Consider the following 16,733-nt stretch of genomic DNA (forward strand, 5'->3'; position numbering starts at 1 on the left):
ATGGTGAACCCGAATCCCGTCAGCACGAAGGAACGGCTGGAGGAGCTGTACCGGCGCAAGGAGATCGCGCTGGGCATGGGCGGGCCGGACAAGATCGCCCGGCACCACGCCTCGGGCCGGCTGACCGCGCGGGAACGGCTGAACCTGCTGCTGGACGAGGGGTCGTTCTACGAGATCGGCCTGCTCGCCGAACCCGAGCTGCGGCACGAGCGCCCGATTCCCGCCGACGGCGCCATCACGGGATTCGGGCGCATCGACGGGCGCAAGGTGTGCGTGATCGCGATCGATGCGACCGTGCTGGCCGGCACCACCGCGCCGATCAGCATGAAGAAGCAGGGCCGGATCGCAGAGTTCGCCGCCCGCAAAGGGCTGCCGCTCGTCCTGCTGGTGGATGCCGACGGTGGCCGCATCCCCGACGTCATGGGCTGGCGATTCTCCGGCTTGCCGTTCGACTTCAGCACGTTCCTGCAGGTGCCGGAGGGATATCCGGAGATCCCGCGGCTGGCCGCGGTGCTCGGGCCCGGTTACGGCGACTCGGCGTTGCACGCGGGGACCGCGCGGATCGTGGTGATGACCGAACAGTCGTCCATCGCGCTGTCCGGGCCGTCGGTGGTGGCTTCGGCGATCGGCGAGCAAGTGACCGACCAGGACCTCGGCGGGCCGGAGCACGCGCAGGAGGTGGGTACGGCGCATCTGGTGGTGCCGACCGAGAAGGAGGCGTTCGACGCGCTGTCCGCCTACCTGTCGTACCTGCCGAGCAACGCGGCCCGTCCGGCTCCGCTGGCGCCGTCGGTGGCACCGGCTCGTTCCCCCGAGTCGCTGCGCGACGTCGTCCCGTCCAATCCGAAGCAGGCCTACGACATGTTCGAGGTCATCGAGGCCGTCGTGGACGCGGACACGATCCTGCCGTGGCGGCCGGAAGCCGGGAAGGCGGCGATCACCGCGTTCACCCGGATCGGCGGCCAACCGGTCGGGGTGGTCGCCAACCAGCCGCGGTACGGCGCGGGCGCCCTCGACGCCAAGGCGCTGGAGAAGGTGCACGACTTTGTCGACATGTGCGACACGTTCAACCTGCCGCTGCTGTTCCTGCAGGACGTGCCCGGGCTGATGATCGGGGTGCAGGCCGAACGGCAGGGGATCGTGCTGCGCTACGAGCGGCTGGTGGCGCGGCTTGCGCGGGCCACGGTCCCGAAGGTCGTGGTGGTCGTGCGCAAGGCCTACGGCGGCGGGCACTTCGCCATGGGCGGCCGCCCCACGAAGCCCGACCTGCTGGTGTGCTGGCCCACCGCCGAACTGGGGTTCATGGCCCCGGACACCGGGGTCAAGACGGTCAACCGGCGCAAGCTGGAGAAGGCCGAGGCCGAAGGAGGCATCGCCGCGCGACGCAAGCTGGAGGCGGAACTCACCGCGGAATGGATCGACGAGTCGGCACCGTGGGAAGCTGCTGCACATGTGTACGTCGACGACATCATCGATCCCGCGGACACGCGCCACGTCGTGCTCACAGGTATCGAATACGGCTGGGGCGACCGGGATCGGGTGAGCTCATGACCAGGACGGCGAACGGACCGCGGGCCGCGGCGGGCTCGCGGCGCAAAGAGGAGATCATCCGGATCGCCACCGAGCTGTTCCACGAGAAGGGCTACCACGAGACGTCGCTGGACGACATCGCCGAACGTGTGGGATTCAGCAAGCCGGCAATCTACTACTACTTCAACAGCAAGGACGACATCCTGTTCGAGATCGTCGACCGCATCGTGGCCGACGCGCTGGAACGGATCCGGGAGATCGCCAACCGGCCCGGGTCGGCCGCCGACCGGCTGCACGCGCTGCTGACCGAGAACACCAAGGTGATCCTGGAGAATCTCGAGGCCAATACGGTGTTCTACAACTCGCGCGGCCTGCTCACCCCGGAACGGGAACACGACGTCCGTGAACGGGAACGCGAGTACACCGCGGTGGTCCGCGACCTGTACGTGGAGGGCGTCCGCGCCGGCGAACTGCGGGACATCGACCCGTCGGTGGTCACCGCGACGCTGCTGGGCGCCTCGATCTGGACGTACCAGTGGTTCGACCCCAACGGGCGGCTGCCCAAGGACCAGGTCGCCCGGGAGGTCGCCGACCTGCTCATGAGCGGGGTGCGCGCGTGAGCACCGCCACCGAGCACCCCGCGCACTATCTCGCCGGGCCGTTCGCACCGGCAGCATCCCGTGCCGTGATCACCGGTGCCGGCAGCGGAATCGGGCGGGACATCGCGGTGCTGCTCGGCCGAGCTGGAGTGGAGGTGCACCTGGTCGGCCGCCGTCGTGAGCCGCTGGCGGAGACCGCGGCGGCCATCGGCGGCAACGCGCACGTGCATCCGGGCGACATCCGCCACGCGGACCGGATGGACGAGGTCTTCGCCGAGATCGAGGCGGCGGGCGACCCGGCGCCGATGCTGGTCAACGCCGCCAGCGGCGCGTTCCTGGCGGCCGCGGAGAACATCTCCCCGCGCGGCTTCGCGACGGTGGTGGACGCCAGCCTCAACGGGCCGTTCATCGTGCTGCGCCGCTGGGCGCGCCCTCTGCTCGAGCGGCAGATGCGGGGCGTCGCGTTGCTGGTGTCGAGCGCACTGGCGGCGCGCGAAGTGCCCGGGGCCGCGCACTCCAGCGCGGCGAAAGCGGGCCTGGAAGCCCTCGTGCGGTCGGTCGCGGTCGAGTGGGGACCGCGCGGCCTGCGGGTCAATGCGCTGGCTCCGGGTGCCTTCGCCACCGAAGGGGCCACGGAGGGCATGTGGAGCCACCCGGGCGTGGCGGCCGCGGCGCGGGCGGCCATCCCGCTCGGCCGGTTCGGCCGCCCCGACGAGCTGCGCTGGGCCGCAGCCTTTCTGCTCAGCCAAGCCGCGTCCTACATCACCGGGGCGACACTGGTCGTCGACGGCGGGTGGCGGCTGTCGCCGCACCCGTTCGGCACCGTGTTCCCGGAACGCAGGCGGGCGTGACCGCGGGTCGCCCCACCAGCAAGCCCGCCCCCGCTACGACGACTTGCGTTCACGACGTGCCCGGAATCGGCGTCACTGACCGGAAAGCACGGGGATGCCGGCATCCGAGACGCGCGGCCGGGGGCCAGTGTCCGACACTCGTCGCCGACCGTCGGCGACAAGGCCGCCAGCACCAGGCGTGGCCACGGCGCGGGAGGTGACGGACGGCTACTGCTCGATGCGTGCGACTGCGGCGCCCTGCTCGACCACGTCACCGGGTTCCCGCTCGATGCGCACCGTGCCCGCGCGGTGCGCGCGTAGCACGTTCTCCATCTTCATCGCCTCGACGATGCACACTTCGTCGCCGGCCTGCACCTCGGTGCCGTCCGCCACCAAGAACTTGACCAATGTTCCCTGCATCGGCGCCAGCAGTTCCGGGCCGTCATGGATGACGTCGCTGTCGCGGGCCGCTCCGCCACGGCGACGCGGGGGCACGGCGGCCGTCCGGTCGTCGGTGTACGTGCGACCGTAGACGGTCACGTACAGTGGCCTGCCCCCGATAGTCAGCTGGACATCGCGGACCGTTTGCGCCTCGGTGGCCGTTCCCGTCATGATCTGCAAGCTCTCCCCCTCCGCCGGATCCTCCTGTGGCGCGGCGAGCGCGGACAGGTCCCACTCCGACTCCACGGTGACTGTCCGGTGCCGCATCGCAGCGAAATCCGGGTGGTCGATCGCGAACTTGTGGAACGCGGCCGTCGTCGGGATGCCGCGGACGGTCAGCTCGTCGAGGGCGGAACGCAACCGCCTCCGCGCAGACTCGCGGTCGCGGTGCCACACGACGAGTTTGCCGATCATCGAGTCGTAGCACGGCGGAACCGTGGCGCCGCTGGTCACGCCGGTGTCGAACCGCACCCACGGGCCCTGCGGGATCACCAGCTCCTCGATCGTCCCTGGGGTGGGCACGAACCCGCGCGCGGGATCCTCGGCATTGATGCGGACCTCGATGGCGTGGCCGGTCAGTCGCACCTCGGACTGCGAGAAGCCGAGCGGTTCTCCGGCCGCGATGCGCAACTGATCCTGCACCAGGTCGACACCGGTGACCAGTTCCGTCACCGGGTGCTCGACCTGCAGGCGCGTGTTCATCTCGAGGAAGTAGAAGCTCTTGCCGTCGTCGCTGACGAGGAACTCGCACGTGCCCGCGTTCACGTAGCCGACGTGCTTGGCCAGATCAACCGCCGCACGCCGCAGCGCTTCCCGCACGTCGAGCGGCAGGTCAGGAGCCGGGGCCTCCTCGACGAGCTTCTGATGCCTGCGTTGTAGCGAGCAGTCCCGGTCGCCGAGGTGAACCACCGTGCCGTACCCGTCGGCGAGCACCTGGACCTCGACGTGCCGAGGTCGCTCCAGGTAGCGCTCCAGGTAGCACTCGGCGCGGCCGAACGCCGCCTTGGCCTCGCGCTGCGCTGCCTCCACCGCATCCCGGAGCTGAGCGGCATCGCGCACCACCTTCAGGCCACGGCCACCCCCGCCGAAGGCGGCCTTCACCGCGATCGGATAGCCGTACCGGCGGCCGAACTCCTCCGCCTCGGCCACGTCGGTCAACGGCTGGTCGGTGCCCGGCACCACCGGGACACCGGCGTTGCGCGCGGCCTGGCGCGCCGACACCTTGTCGCCCATGGTGGCGATCACGTCCGCCGGAGGGCCGACGAACACGAAGCCCGCGTCCGTCACCGCCTGCGCGAACTCGGCGTTCTCGGCGAGAAAGCCGTACCCGGGATGGATCGCGTCCACGGCGAACTTCCGCGCGACGTCCAGGATGGCCGCACCGTCGAGATAGCCGTCGGCGCTCGTCGCTCCCGGCAGCGAGGCGGCATCGTCGGCAAGCCGCACGTGGAGTGCGTCGCGGTCGATTTCCGAGTGCACGGCGACCGTTCGCACGCCGAGTTCACGGCATGCGCGGATGACCCGCACGGCGATCTCGCCGCGGTTGGCTACCAGAACGGCATCGAACACGGCAGTTCCTCATTTGTCGCTTTGCCGGCGTCTTGCCTGAGACTAGCATTCGACTTACCGTTCAGTAAAACGACGAGATCGTCGCGCTACCTCGCGAACCGGTCCTCGTACAGCCAGCGCGCTAGTCTAACAATCGTTTGGATGGTACGGTTGCCGATGGGTACGACATCGAGAACAGAAAGTGCACGAAGCACGATGAAGGGGCTGGATCTGCTGGGCCCGGAGATGACCGAACAGCCGCACCCTTACTGGGCGCAGCTGCGGCGGGAACAACCCGTCTGCTGGGACGGATCGCAGACAGCCTGGCTGATCACCCGGTACGAGGACGTCCGTACCGGGCTGACCGAGCCGCAACTGTTCTCGTCCAACCGGATCGCTCCCCTGCTGGAGAAGCTGGCGCCTGCCCGGCGGGCGAAACTGGAGCCGATCCTGTCGATCATGCGGGACTGGATGGTGGTCACCGACCCGCCCGCGCACACCCGCCTGCGGACGCTGGCCAACGCGGCATTCCGCGGCCAGCGGATCGCCGCGATGAAGAACTGGATCGCCGAGCTGGTCGACGGGCTGCTGGACGAGTTCGTGCGCAGCGGCAACACCGACTTCATGGCCGGGGTCGCCTACCCTCTGCCTGCGACGGTGATCGCCCGCATGCTCGGTGCGCCGCAAGAGGACCGCGACCGCTTCCAGCGCTGGTCGGACGAGCTCGCCCTGGTGGCGTTCGGTGCAGGCGGCGAGGCGCGCGAGGAACGTCACGAGCGGGCGCTGCGCGGCGTCACCGAACTGCAGGAGTATCTGCGCGAGTTGATCGCCACGCTGCGCAAGTCGCCGGGCGACGACATGATCTCGTTCCTGTTGGGTCAGCAGGAACGGCTCGACGACGACGAGCTGCTGTCGCTGTGCACGCTGATCTTGTTCGCCGGACACGAGACCACCACGAACCTGCTGTGCAACTCGCTGGTCTGCCTCACCCAGCACCCCGACCAGCTCGAGGAGCTGCGGGCCGACCCGAGCCTGGTGCCGAACGCGGTCGAGGAGGTGCTCCGCTACGAGGGGCCGATCAAGATCCTGGTCCGCTGGGTGACCGAGGACGTCGAGCTCCACGGACAGCGAATCCGCTCCGGTGACCGCGTCTACCTGGTGTTGCAGTCGGCCAATCGCGACGAGCGGGTGTTCGACGACCCCGAGACGTTCGACATCCGCAGACCGACCCAGCCGGTACACCTCGGGTTCGGCCGCGGTCCGCACACCTGCCTCGGTGCGCAACTGGCCCGGCTGGAGGTCCGCATCGCACTGCCTCGCATCCTCGAGCGACTGCCCGGACTGCGTCTGGCCGGGGACGTGACGTGGAAGTCCAGCGTCGCCACCCGGGTGGTCGAGGGACTGCAGGTGGACTACGACAGCCGGCGGGAACCAGCGCCAGCGAGGTGAACGCGATGGCCAAGGTGACCTACCGACAGCCGGACGGCAACGTCCACGTGCTCGATGTCGAACCGGGAACCAGTCTGATGCGTGCCGCCGTGGCGGCAGGGCTGCCCGGCATCGTGGCCGAGTGCGGTGGCCAGCTCATGTGCGCCACGTGCCACGTCCACGTCGTCGACGGCGGCGAAGGCCTGCCGGAGATGAGCGACGACGAACGCGACATGCTCGAGCTGGCCGCGGCGCCGGTCGACGAGCGCTCGCGACTGTCGTGCCAGCTCGTGGTCGGCGAGAACACCCCGGACGTCGTGGTCGAGATACCGGAGCGGCAACTGTGAGCGCACTGCCGATCGTCGTGATTGGCGGCGGGCAGGCCGGGTTCACCCTGGTGGACACCCTGCGTACCCGCGGCTACGACGGACCGATCATGCTGGTCGAGGCGACCAGCGAGCTGCCGTATCAGCGTCCGCCGCTGTCGAAGGCGTACTTGGCAGGCACGGCGGGTGACGAGGACCTGCCGTTCCGGCCCGCCAGCTACTACGCCCAACACGACATCGACCTGCGGCTCGGCCAACGGCTGATCGGCATCGACGAGCGCCGCGGCGTCGCCGAACTGTCCACCGGGGAAACGGTGGCCTACCGAGACCTGGTGCTGGCGACCGGCTCCGCACCGCGTCTGTGGCCCGGTTCCGGGGCGCCCCTGGTGCTGCAGCGCCGGGAGCACGCCGTGACGCTGCGCGAGTCACTGGCTGACGCGGACTCAGTGCTGATCATCGGCGCCGGGTTCATCGGCCTCGAAGTCGCCTCCTACACCGCCGGGCGTGGCATGCCGACCACGGTGCTCGAAGCCGCCGACCGGGTGCTGCCGCGGTCGGCCTCGGCCACCGTGTCGGCATGGCTGACCGCGACTCATCGGCAGCGGGGCGTCGACCTCCGCTGCGGGGTGACCGTGTCCGAGCTGATCGTCGACGGCGGCCGCACGCGGGGCGCCCGGCTGGACTCCGGTGAGGAGATCCGCGCCGACGTCGTACTGCTCGCGATCGGGTCCATGCCCGCGCCCGGCCCCTACAGCGCCTCCGGCGTCGCGGTCGACGAGTACTTGCGGGCGCGGTCGCCGCGCGTGTACGCGGTGGGCGACGTCGCGGTATTCCCGCGTGGCGGCGAGCGTATCCGTCTGGAGTCGGTGCAGAACGCGACCGACCAGGCCCGATGCGTGGCCAGCACGCTGATGGGCACCCCGGAGAAGTACACCGCCGTGCCGTGGTTCTGGACCGAGCAAGTGGGCACTCGCCTGCGCATCGCGGGACTGATCGCCGGCGCCGATCAGGAAGTGGTGCGCGGCGACATCGACAGCGGCAGGTTCAGCGTCTTCTCCTTCCGTAACGGCCGGCTGCTGGGCGCGGAGTCGGTCAACGCCGCAGCCGATCACATGGCGGTCCGGTCGCTGCTGGCCTGCGGCGGGGAGCTCACCGCCGACGAGGCGGCCGATGCGTCGTTCGACCTCAAGGCGCGGGCCGCCAGTGCCCGCGCCAGTGCCCGCGCCAGTGACCAGACGAACATGCAGCGAGCAAGGAGCGTGGGATGAAAGTTGCCGGATCAGTCGGTGTGATCACCGGTGGGGGCGGCGGCCTCGGCGGAGGCGTGGCCCGGATGCTGGTGGAAGGCGGCGGCAAAGCCGTCATCCTCGACCTGGAGTCCAGCGGAGGTGCCGAGCTCGCCGCGTCACTGGGGCCGAACGCGCTGTTCATTCCCACCGACGTAACCGACAGCACGCAGATCGAGCGGGCCATCGAACAGGCCGTCGAGCAAGCGGGTCGCATCGACCTGTGCGTCAACGCCGCGGGTATCTCGCCCGCCCATCGGGTGGTGGACCGCAAGGGCCGGGTGCACCCGCTCGAGGTGTTCGAGAAGACGATCGACGTCAACCTGATCGGCGCGTTCGACGTGCTCCGGCACGCCGCCAAGGCGATGACCCGCAACGAGCCGGGGCAGGACGGCGAGCGCGGTCTCATCGTGAACGTCTCGTCGGCAGCGGGCTTGGAGGGCCAGCCCGGGCAAGCGGCCTACACGGCCTCCAAAGGCGCCCTGGTCGCGCTGACGCTGCAACTGGCCAGGGACCTGGCGGTGTGGGGAATCCGGGTGATGACGATCGCGCCGGGGATCATGGACACCCCGATGCTCGCCGGTATCGACGAGAAACGCCGGTCCCAGCTGATCGACCTGCACGTGTTCCCCAAACGGCTGGGCACGCCCGAAGACTTCGCCGCGCTCGTGCGCTGCTTCATGGAAGTGACGCTGCTCAACGGCGAGTGCGTCCGGCTGGACGCGGCGACCCGATTGGGGCCGTGACATGCGCCGGACCCTCTACACCGACGAGCACGAACAGTTCCGGGCCGCGTTCCGCCAGTTCCTGGACGCCGAGGCGGTCCCGCACTGGGAGGAATGGGAGAAGGCCGGCACCGCGCCGCGGGAGTTCTGGCGCGCCGCGGGCAAGCTCGGCTTCCTGGGGTTCGAGGCGCCCGAACAATACGGCGGGCTGGGCATCCGCGACTTCCGGTACAACGCGGTGCTGCAGGAGGAGGTGGCCGACAGCGGCATCGCCACCGACGGCTTCGCGCTGCACAACGACATCGTCGCGCCGTACCTGCTGGACTGGACCACCGACGAGCAGAAGGCGCGGTGGCTGCCCGGCTTCACCTCCGGGGAGACGATCACCGCGATCGCGATGACCGAGCCGCACGCCGGCTCGGACCTGGCGTCGATCCGCACCACTGCCCGTATCGAGGGCTCGTCGGTCGTGCTCGACGGGGCCAAGACGTTCATCACCAACGGCTCGATCGCCGATCTCGTGCTGGTCCTCGCCCGCACCGGGGAGCGTGGGATGACGCTGGTGGCGGTCGAGGCAGGCACACCGGGACTGCGGCACGGCACGCCGCTGCGCAAGATCGGCCGCAAGGGCCAGGACACCGCCGAAGTGTTCCTCGACGGCTGCGTCGTGCCGGTGGAGAACGTGCTCGGCGAGCCCGGCGCGGGTCTCGAGCTGGTCAAGCACAACTTGGCGCGCGAGCGGCTGTCGATCGCGGTCCACGCGGTGGCCAGTGCCCACAAGGCGCTGCAGCTCGCGCTGGAGCACGCCACCACCCGCACCACGTTCGGCAAGCCGCTGGCCAGGCACCAGGCGATACTGCACGACCTCGCCCAGGCCCACATCGACATCCAGGTGGTGCGCAGCCATGTCGACGCGTGCGTGGCCGCGTTGGTCGACGGCGAGCTGAGCGGCGAGGACGCGGCAGGCGCCAAGCTGGCGGCCACCGAACTGGAGAGCAGGGTGCTCGACCGCGCCCTGCAGCTGTTCGGCGGCTACGGATTCATGGAGGAGTACCCGATCGCCCGCCGCTGGCGAGACGCGCGCGTGCAGCGGATCTACGGCGGGGCGAACGAGATCATGCGCGAGATCGTCGGCCGGGCTCTGCTGGCGAGTACCGCGCGCTGACCGGGGGCGGACCACGCTCCCGGCGCCGCTAGCGCCCGCTGGCCGGTCGCACCGTGCCGTCACTTCCGGGGCCGCGCCGGGGAGGAAGGGGAGGTCATCGTGCTGGTGCGCCGGCAAGGCCTGGTACCTGCCTCCGCCCGCACGCGGGTATGCCGAACCGAACGGGCGGACGGCGGGCGGCGCAGGGCGGGCGACACGAACCGCCGGTGGGCCGAAGAGGTGTTCGCGGTGGAAGCCGTCACCGGCAAAGGGAACGTCGTGCTGCGAGGACGAGCGAAACTGACAAAGGAGACGTCATGAGCAAACCGTTGGCCGTGGTCACCGGCGGGTCCCGCGGGCTGGGTCGGGGAATCGTCCGCCGGCTCGCCGCCGCGTACCGGGTTGCGTTCACCTATCGGCGCGACAAGGACGCCGCGGCCGAGCTGGTGTCGGCCCTGGAAGCCGACGGCGGGGAGGCGTTCGCGTACCAGGCCGATCTGGCGCAGGCCGGGGAGGCCAGGCGGGTTGCCGAGGAGATCACGGCCGCACACGGTCCGGTGACCGCCGTGGTGGGTAACGCGGGCGCGGCGTCCCGTGGCCTGTCGACGACCGACACACCGGACGTGGAGTACCTGCGGCTGTTCCAGCTCCACGCGCTGGCCAACGTGGAGCTGGTGCGGGCGCTCCTGCCGTCGTTGCGCCGGACCAAGGGCAGCGTGGTGTTCGTGTCGAGTGTCGTGGCGAACCTGCTGCCGGCGGGAACCGCTCCCTACGCTGCGTCGAAAGCGGCATTGGAGGCCATCGCGGTGGTAATGGCCCGCGAGGAACGTGAGCACCATGTGCGGGTGAATGTGGTGGCGCCCGGCCTCGTCGCCACCGAGATGGGCGGCCGTCTGGCCAAAGCCACCGTCGGCGAACGCGACCTGGAAGCGCTCGACCGGGCATCGCCGTTCGGCCGCGTGTGTCGACCGGAGGACGTGGCCGACGCAGTGGCGTACCTGCTGAGCTCCGCGGCGTCGTACGTGACGGGGCACCGACTCGTCGTCGACGGCGGCGGGTTCAACGCGCCTCTGGTGCCCGACCCGTCGTGAGCGTTGCGGTCGACCGAGGGACGGCTCGGGCCAAGTGGGCAATTCCTGCCGGTTCGACGTGGACGTGACGAGAGCCGACCGGTTCCGGGCGAGAGAGTGCCGTAGCGGCCATCCTCCGGTCGGCGGGCGGCTACGAAAGCCCGAGGGAGCCGATCGCGGCAGCTGCGGGCGCCGGAATCGTCCGGGGTGGCGGGATCCCGCGTCAGCTCTTGGTGAGCCGGCGCTCGGCAGCGAGGCGGTCGGTGACGGCGATGACCGAGATCGCCCCCGTCTCCTCGACTGTGGCGATCCCTGCGCTGTACAGCGTGAACGGTCTGCCACAGTGCTCGTCCAGGCCGGGCAGGCCGCCTGCGTACGTCCCGCGAGTCAACACGTGGAACGCCGCCCGGTGGTCGGCGGAGAACAGGTCGAGGACGGTCACCTCGGCGTCGGCGATGTGCGGTCGGCAGGTGGCCGCGCAATGCTCGTCGTCCAGTGAACCGTCCGGCGCCTGACCGAGACCGCCGGCGATGAGCCATTGACGCACCCGGCTTTCGGTCTCGGAGTCGGGCTGGGCCAGAGGCTCCGTCCACGGGTCGGCCGCCGGCAGCCGGACCGGGTGCACCTGCCCGCTGCGTTGTTGCTCCCGGCGCGCGTAGTAGTCCTGCTCGACGCGGCATTCGGTGAGCCGTTCGCCGTTCCAGCGGTACAGGCTCACCCCCAGCCACGCCGCGACGCCGCCGTAGAGGGTCGACCGCCCGTGCTCGGTGAACACGAGGGCAGCGCGCTCGTCGGTGAACAGGAAGTCGTGAACGGTGAATCCGAGTCCGGGGTACTGGCGGAACTGCTTGCGGGTAGCCGGGATGTAGTTCTCCTCGCGGCCGCGGATCTCGTGTTCGCCCATCCGCAGTACGTAGTCGTCGACCATGATCTCGCGGCACACCGAGAAGTCGTGGGCTGCGGTGTAGGCGAACGAGTACCGGCGGAGCAATGCCGCCAACGGGTGCAGGCCGTCGACTGTCTCCATGTCTATACCATACGGTTGGTAGGTAAGTGCGACAAGTAGCCGACCGCATGGTGGACGCTACTTCACGCCGGCGCCGCGCGGCGCACGAGCTGGTGCAGCGGCTGCTCGACGCCTTCGCCGGCGATCCCAGCGCCCCGCCGGTGGAAGTGCTGCTGTGCGAGCTGGGCGAGCAGGCCGGCCTGCTGCGCTCGGGCCGGGCGGACATCGCGATCATGCATCGGCCGGTCGACAACCTCGCGGGTTTCGCCACCGCCGACCTGTACACCGAGGGGCAGGTCGCGATCCTGCCCAAGCGGCATCGGCTCGCCGCGCGAAGCCAGCTCACCATGGCCGAGGTCAGCAACGTTCCCGACCTGCCGCTGGCCCGCTGGCCGCGGCTCGACGGGACCTACCCCGACGGGCCCGGTCCGGAGGTGCGCACTCAGTCGCAGGTGGCGCAGCTCGTCGCGCTCGGCAAGACGCTCCTGGTCATCCCGGCGTCCAGCCGCGCATGGCAGTGGCCGGAGCACGTCGCCGTACCGGTCGTCGACGCTCCGCCCATGACGACGCTGCTCGCCTGGCCACCGAGCGGCTCGGCTCAGATCGAACCCCTGGTACGGATCGCTACCGCGCTCTACGCCGAGGCACCGCCCACCGCGGCCGCCAGTTGATCGCGCCTGCCGCCCAGCGACCACACGCAGGAATCATGCAAGCCCGAAGCGCTCCGCATGGATCTGCGCGGCAGGCACGTCCAGCGAGCGCAGCGTTCGGATCACGGTCTTCGTCATGGCCGTCGGTCCACACACGTACACGTCCCGCTGGGTGACGTCAGGGACAAGTTCGCGCAAGCGTTCAGGCGTGAACGGCCGGTTTCCGTCGGTGGTGCGCCCGGTCAGCAGTTCCAGCCGTCCCCCCTTCCGCTGCACGAGGTCCCGCACTTCGCCGAGGAGCGGCGCGTCCTGCTCGGTCCGGACGCGGTAGAGGACGACGGCGTCGCCCATCTCCTCCTCCAACAGCGACCGGATCGGCGTGATGCCGATGCCCCCGGCGATCAGCAGCGACTTGTCGCGTATCCGGTGCAACGACGTGAACGCGCCGTACGGGCCTTCGAGAAAGGCCCGGTCACCGGGTTCCAGCCGGCGCAGCGCGGCGCTGCCGTCGCCGACCGATTTGGCGGTCAGCCGGAGATAGTGACCGTTGGGCGCTGCGGACAGCGAGAACGGATTCGCCAGCCACCAGTGCCGGCGCCCGGGGAACCGCCATATGGCGAATTGCCCGGCACGGGCAGGAAGCCGGTCCAGATGACGCCCGGTGACGTACACCGAGACGGCATTGCCCTGCTCCGGAACGACCTCGGCAACGCGGAACCGATGAAAGGCGTTGCGCCGCAACGGCCGTACCACACGTCCGACGACGAGCGAGCCGACGGCGAAGATCCACATGGCCCACCAGAACGCCATCGCCCACGCCGACGAAGCGAATGTCGTGGTCTCGAGCAGCTGGTGCACGAAGGCGAAGGAGAACGCCACATACGTGAGCAGATGCAGCCCGTGCCACACCTCGTAGCGGAGCCGCCTTCGCACACGACGCAGCGACAGGGCTCCGACGCTCACGATCAGCGCGGCGGCGATCATCCCGAACAACGAAGCAGGCACACCGGCCAGCGACAGGAAGGTGGCGCCGATCGACATGTCGTACAGCGCGGCATAGCCCATCAGGATCAGCAGCGCATGCGTCACGATCACCCAGAACAGGGCGAACCCGGTCCACCGGTGCCACACGGTCAGCCGGTCCATGCCGATCCGATGATCCAGCCACGGCAGCCGGGCAGCGAGCGTCAGCTGGACGATCAGCAGCAGGGCGGCATGCAGCCCGAAGAACTTCGCCACCGTGAGGATCGCGTTCTTGCCTGACCCGGCGGTGACGAAAAGGAACTCCACGACGGCGGCGGCACCGAGCACGCCTGCCAACACCACATGCCGCGCCCGCTGGCTGGGCGGCACCGCTTCCTCCGCCACTTCTTCTTTCGTCGCCACAGTCCCCACCCCACCCCGCATCACTCGCCGGTCAACCGAGCGTAGATGTCACCGGACCGCCCACCGGGCCGCACGCGGTCGAGCACCCGCAGCAGCTGCTCTGCGTCCAGCCAGTGTTCGCTGACCAGGCGCATCGTCTCCACCGGCGAGTAGTTGTAGCGGTATCCGCCCGCCGCCGCCCCCAGCTCGTCGACCAGCCGCAGCGCCTCCAGTGCCTGGTCGTGCGCTTGCGGCAGGTACTCGAACGACAGCGCGCGGAGCGGTCTGCTGAGCCCGGCGAGCACTTCGACCTCGAATCCTTCGACGTCGATCTTGCAGAAGGCCGGCTCGCCGTGCCGGGCGATGAGCGCATCGAGCGTAGTGACCTCGACGTCGATCGTCGCGTCCCATTCCACACCGGCGAACCGGCGGTCTCGCGAGACGGTCTCCGTCCATTCCGGCGACGCCGACGAGACCGTCGGTGTGGCGGTCGAGACGCGCAGCTGAACCCGGCCTGGCCGGGCGCCGACTGCGAGCGGCACGATCGTCACGCCTTCGTCGCGCCGGAACAGCCAGCGCAGCACGGCAAGGCAATCCGGCTGTGGTTCGACCGCGATCACCTCGGCACCGAGCTTCCGCCACGCCCTGGTCCGGCTGCCGACATGGGCGCCGATGTCGAACCCGAGCCGCCCGGGACCGAGGAATTCCCGGTAGAAGCGCTGCAGGCGACGGCTCCGCCCCGGAATCCCGTGGTACATCACGAGCGATCGAGCGATCCCGCGAACACGCCGCACCATGTCGTCCCCTACCGTCGTCCGGCCGTCGGATCCTGTGGTGAACGCTACAGTGTCGGAGGCCCTGTGGAAGGTGTCGTCGAGGGTGGTCGACGAACGTGTGGCAGGCCGTGGTGGAGGAGGATCGGCGCTTGGCGGCACACCTGGCATTCGTCGCACCGCCCGGCGCGGTTTCCGGTGCCGAGCCGACCGGCGGCAACATCTACGACCGCCGGATGGTGGAGGGCCTGCGTGCGGCGGGCCTGCAAGTCACGTTCACCGCTGCGGCGGGGAGCTGGCCGCGACCGTCCCGGGAGGATCGTGCCGGGCTCGCGCGAGTGCTGGACCAGATCAGCGACGATGCGCCCGTCGTGCTGGACGGCCTGATCGCCTGCTCGGCACCGGACGTCCTGGCTGGGCACGCCGAGCGGCTGCGGCTGGTCGTGCTGGTGCACATGCCGTTGGGCGATGACGTCGGGCTGCCCGCCCAGGTGGCGGCCGAGCTGGCCGACCGAGAGCGGCGCACACTTCGGATGGCCCGTGCCGTGGTGGCAACGAGCAACGCCACGGCGGACCGCCTTCGCCGGAGTCACGGACTGGATGTCCAGGTCGTCGAGCCCGGCGTGGACCCGGCTCCCGGGGCCAGGCCCAGCACCCGGGGCGATCGGCTGTTGTGCGTCGCTTCGGTCGCGCCGGTCAAGGGCCAGGACGTGCTCGTCGACGCCCTGGCCGCACTGACGGATCTGCCGTGGCATTGTCGCTGTGTCGGGGCCGAGCGCCACGCCGATTTCGCCGCATCCGTGCGCCGCCGGATCGCCGACCTCGGTCTGACGGACCGGATCGTGCTGGCAGGCGCACAGACGGACGATCAGCTCGAGGCCTCCTACGCCGAATCGGACCTGCTGGTCTTGCCGTCCCGCGCCGAGTCCTACGGGATGGTCGTCGTCGAGGCGTTGGCACGCGGCATTCCGGTCGTGGCGTCGGCGGTGGGTGGCCTGCTGGAGGCGGTTGGTACGACGAGCATCGGCCCGCCCGGAATCCTGGTCCCTCCGGACGATCCGCCCGCACTCGCCGCGGCGGTGCGCACATGGTTGACCAGCCGCGCCGAGCGAGACCGTCTCCGCGGTGCGGCGCACGAGCGTCGCACCGCACTCGAGCCGTGGTCGGCGGCGGCCCGCAGATTCGCCACGGTGCTTCGCCGGCTCACGCCCTCCGGGACGGCATCATGACGCCCGGATGGGTCACTGCCGATTGGCTCGCCCTGCGCGAACCCGCGGATGCGGCGGCACGCACCGCCGGGCTGGTCGACCTGCTTGCCGAACGGCTCTCCACACGGCCGTCGGTCGTGGTCGATCTGGGTAGCGGCAGCGGGGCGAACATGCGCTGGCTCGCACCCCGCATTTCCGGCGCCCAGGTCTGGTGGCTGATCGACCAGGACCGGCGTCTGCTCGAGCTGGCCGAGCAGACCGCTCTCACCGCAGCCGACGGCGCTCCGGTGACCGTGGAAACGCGATGTGCCGACCTCACCCGGTTGACCACGGACGACTTCACCGATGCGTCACTGGTGAGCGCGTCGGCGCTGCTCGACCTGCTGACTGCTGACGAAGTCCGGACCCTGGTGGACACCGTGGCAGCCGCAGGCACTCCGGCGTTGTTCGCCCTCTCGGTCACCGGCCGCGTCGAATGCGAGCCGTCCGATCCCGGCACGGCCGCCATCACTGCGGCGTTCAACGGCCATCAACAGCGCCCGATCCGCGGACGCGGCCGCTTGCTGGGTCCTTCGGCCCCAGCGGTCACCACCGACGCCTTCCGCAGACACGGCTGGACCGTGGTGGCCGAACCGAGCCCGTGGCGACTCGACGCCACCCATGCCGACCTGCAGATGCGTTGGCTGACCGAATGGTGCGCGGCCGCGGCCGAGCACGATCACCACCTCGTCCCCACGATCGAGGCAGCCATGACCCGGTGGCGGACGGCCTGGGAGGCGGGGACGCTCCGCATCGTGGTGCACC

At 70.1% G+C, this 16,733-nt stretch carries 16 protein-coding genes; 12 read left to right on the forward strand and 4 right to left on the reverse strand.

What is annotated here, in order from left to right:
* The 3 genes from CXP56_RS07570 to CXP56_RS07580 are packed head-to-tail and all read left to right on the forward strand — an operon-like array spanning window position 1 to window position 2,980.
* Window positions 1–1,551: an acyl-CoA carboxylase subunit beta gene (locus CXP56_RS07570; protein WP_286900562.1), complete on the forward strand. Its 1,551-nt coding sequence runs from the start codon at window positions 1–3 to the stop codon at window positions 1,549–1,551.
* Entirely contained in the window at window positions 1,548–2,150 is a 603-nt protein-coding gene (locus CXP56_RS07575; protein WP_286900563.1) for a TetR/AcrR family transcriptional regulator, read from the forward strand. The genes CXP56_RS07570 and CXP56_RS07575 overlap by 4 nt, the downstream gene beginning before the upstream one ends.
* Window positions 2,147–2,980, forward strand: a complete 834-nt coding sequence (locus tag CXP56_RS07580; protein WP_286900564.1) for an SDR family oxidoreductase — start codon at window positions 2,147–2,149, stop codon at window positions 2,978–2,980. The genes CXP56_RS07575 and CXP56_RS07580 overlap by 4 nt, the downstream gene beginning before the upstream one ends.
* 207 nt (window positions 2,981–3,187) lie before the next feature.
* On the opposite strand, the gene CXP56_RS07585 is transcribed toward CXP56_RS07580, so the two are convergent.
* Window positions 3,188–4,969, reverse strand: coding sequence for an acetyl/propionyl/methylcrotonyl-CoA carboxylase subunit alpha (locus CXP56_RS07585; RefSeq protein WP_286900565.1), 1,782 nt, complete (start codon window positions 4,967–4,969; stop codon window positions 3,188–3,190).
* Window positions 4,970–5,164: 195 nt separating this feature from the next.
* Between CXP56_RS07585 and CXP56_RS07590 the strand changes: the two genes are divergently transcribed.
* The 6 genes from CXP56_RS07590 to CXP56_RS07615 all read left to right on the forward strand — a co-directional run bounded on the left by CXP56_RS07590 (window position 5,165) and on the right by CXP56_RS07615 (window position 10,948).
* Window positions 5,165–6,397: a cytochrome P450 gene (locus tag CXP56_RS07590; protein ID WP_286900566.1), complete on the forward strand. Its 1,233-nt coding sequence runs from the start codon at window positions 5,165–5,167 to the stop codon at window positions 6,395–6,397.
* A gap of 5 nt (window positions 6,398–6,402) precedes the next feature.
* Window positions 6,403–6,723, forward strand: a complete 321-nt coding sequence (locus CXP56_RS07595) for a 2Fe-2S iron-sulfur cluster-binding protein (protein WP_286900567.1) — start codon at window positions 6,403–6,405, stop codon at window positions 6,721–6,723.
* The gene (locus CXP56_RS07600; protein ID WP_286900568.1) at window positions 6,720–7,970 is read left to right on the forward strand and encodes an NAD(P)/FAD-dependent oxidoreductase; all 1,251 of its coding nucleotides are present in this window, start codon (window positions 6,720–6,722) and stop codon (window positions 7,968–7,970) included. Before CXP56_RS07595 ends, CXP56_RS07600 begins: the two co-directional genes overlap by 4 nt.
* Entirely contained in the window at window positions 7,967–8,734 is a 768-nt protein-coding gene (locus CXP56_RS07605) for an SDR family NAD(P)-dependent oxidoreductase (RefSeq protein ID WP_286900569.1), read from the forward strand. Before CXP56_RS07600 ends, CXP56_RS07605 begins: the two co-directional genes overlap by 4 nt.
* Window position 8,735: 1 nt before the next feature.
* Window positions 8,736–9,878 carry an acyl-CoA dehydrogenase family protein gene (locus CXP56_RS07610; RefSeq protein ID WP_286900570.1) on the forward strand — a complete coding sequence of 381 codons (1,143 nt, stop codon included), beginning with the start codon at window positions 8,736–8,738 and terminating at the stop codon, window positions 9,876–9,878.
* Window positions 9,879–10,174: 296 nt separating this feature from the next.
* Window positions 10,175–10,948 carry an SDR family NAD(P)-dependent oxidoreductase gene (locus CXP56_RS07615; RefSeq protein ID WP_286900572.1) on the forward strand — a complete coding sequence of 258 codons (774 nt, stop codon included), beginning with the start codon at window positions 10,175–10,177 and terminating at the stop codon, window positions 10,946–10,948.
* 202 nt (window positions 10,949–11,150) lie between these two features.
* Here CXP56_RS07615 and CXP56_RS07620 read toward each other — a convergent pair whose 3' ends face one another.
* On the reverse strand, window positions 11,151–11,954 hold the full coding sequence (locus CXP56_RS07620; protein ID WP_286900573.1) for a nuclear transport factor 2 family protein: 804 nt from the start codon (window positions 11,952–11,954) through the stop codon (window positions 11,151–11,153).
* A gap of 47 nt (window positions 11,955–12,001) precedes the next feature.
* On the opposite strand from CXP56_RS07620, the gene CXP56_RS07625 reads away from it, so the two are divergent.
* On the forward strand, window positions 12,002–12,604 hold the full coding sequence (locus CXP56_RS07625; RefSeq protein WP_286900574.1) for a LysR substrate-binding domain-containing protein: 603 nt from the start codon (window positions 12,002–12,004) through the stop codon (window positions 12,602–12,604).
* Between the two features lie 33 nt (window positions 12,605–12,637).
* On the opposite strand, the gene CXP56_RS07630 is transcribed toward CXP56_RS07625, so the two are convergent.
* Window positions 12,638–13,969 (reverse strand): ferredoxin reductase family protein, encoded by a 1,332-nt coding sequence (locus CXP56_RS07630; protein WP_286900575.1) that lies wholly within the window; start codon window positions 13,967–13,969, stop codon window positions 12,638–12,640.
* A 20-nt stretch (window positions 13,970–13,989) separates the two neighbouring features.
* On the reverse strand, window positions 13,990–14,706 hold the full coding sequence (locus CXP56_RS07635) for an FkbM family methyltransferase (protein WP_286900577.1): 717 nt from the start codon (window positions 14,704–14,706) through the stop codon (window positions 13,990–13,992).
* Window positions 14,707–14,840: 134 nt separating this feature from the next.
* Here CXP56_RS07635 and CXP56_RS07640 point away from each other — a divergent pair, with 134 nt between their 5' ends.
* Both CXP56_RS07640 and CXP56_RS07645 read left to right on the forward strand, forming a co-directional pair.
* Entirely contained in the window at window positions 14,841–15,950 is a 1,110-nt protein-coding gene (locus CXP56_RS07640; RefSeq protein ID WP_286900579.1) for a glycosyltransferase family 4 protein, read from the forward strand.
* A partial coding sequence (locus tag CXP56_RS07645) for a class I SAM-dependent methyltransferase (protein WP_286900580.1) occupies window positions 15,947–16,733 on the forward strand: 787 nt, incomplete at its 3' end. The genes CXP56_RS07640 and CXP56_RS07645, both read left to right, overlap by 4 nt.

Origin of the sequence: Thermocrispum sp. (assembly GCF_002919275.1) — a bacterium.
Lineage (GTDB): Bacteria > Actinomycetota > Actinomycetes > Mycobacteriales > Pseudonocardiaceae > Thermocrispum > Thermocrispum agreste.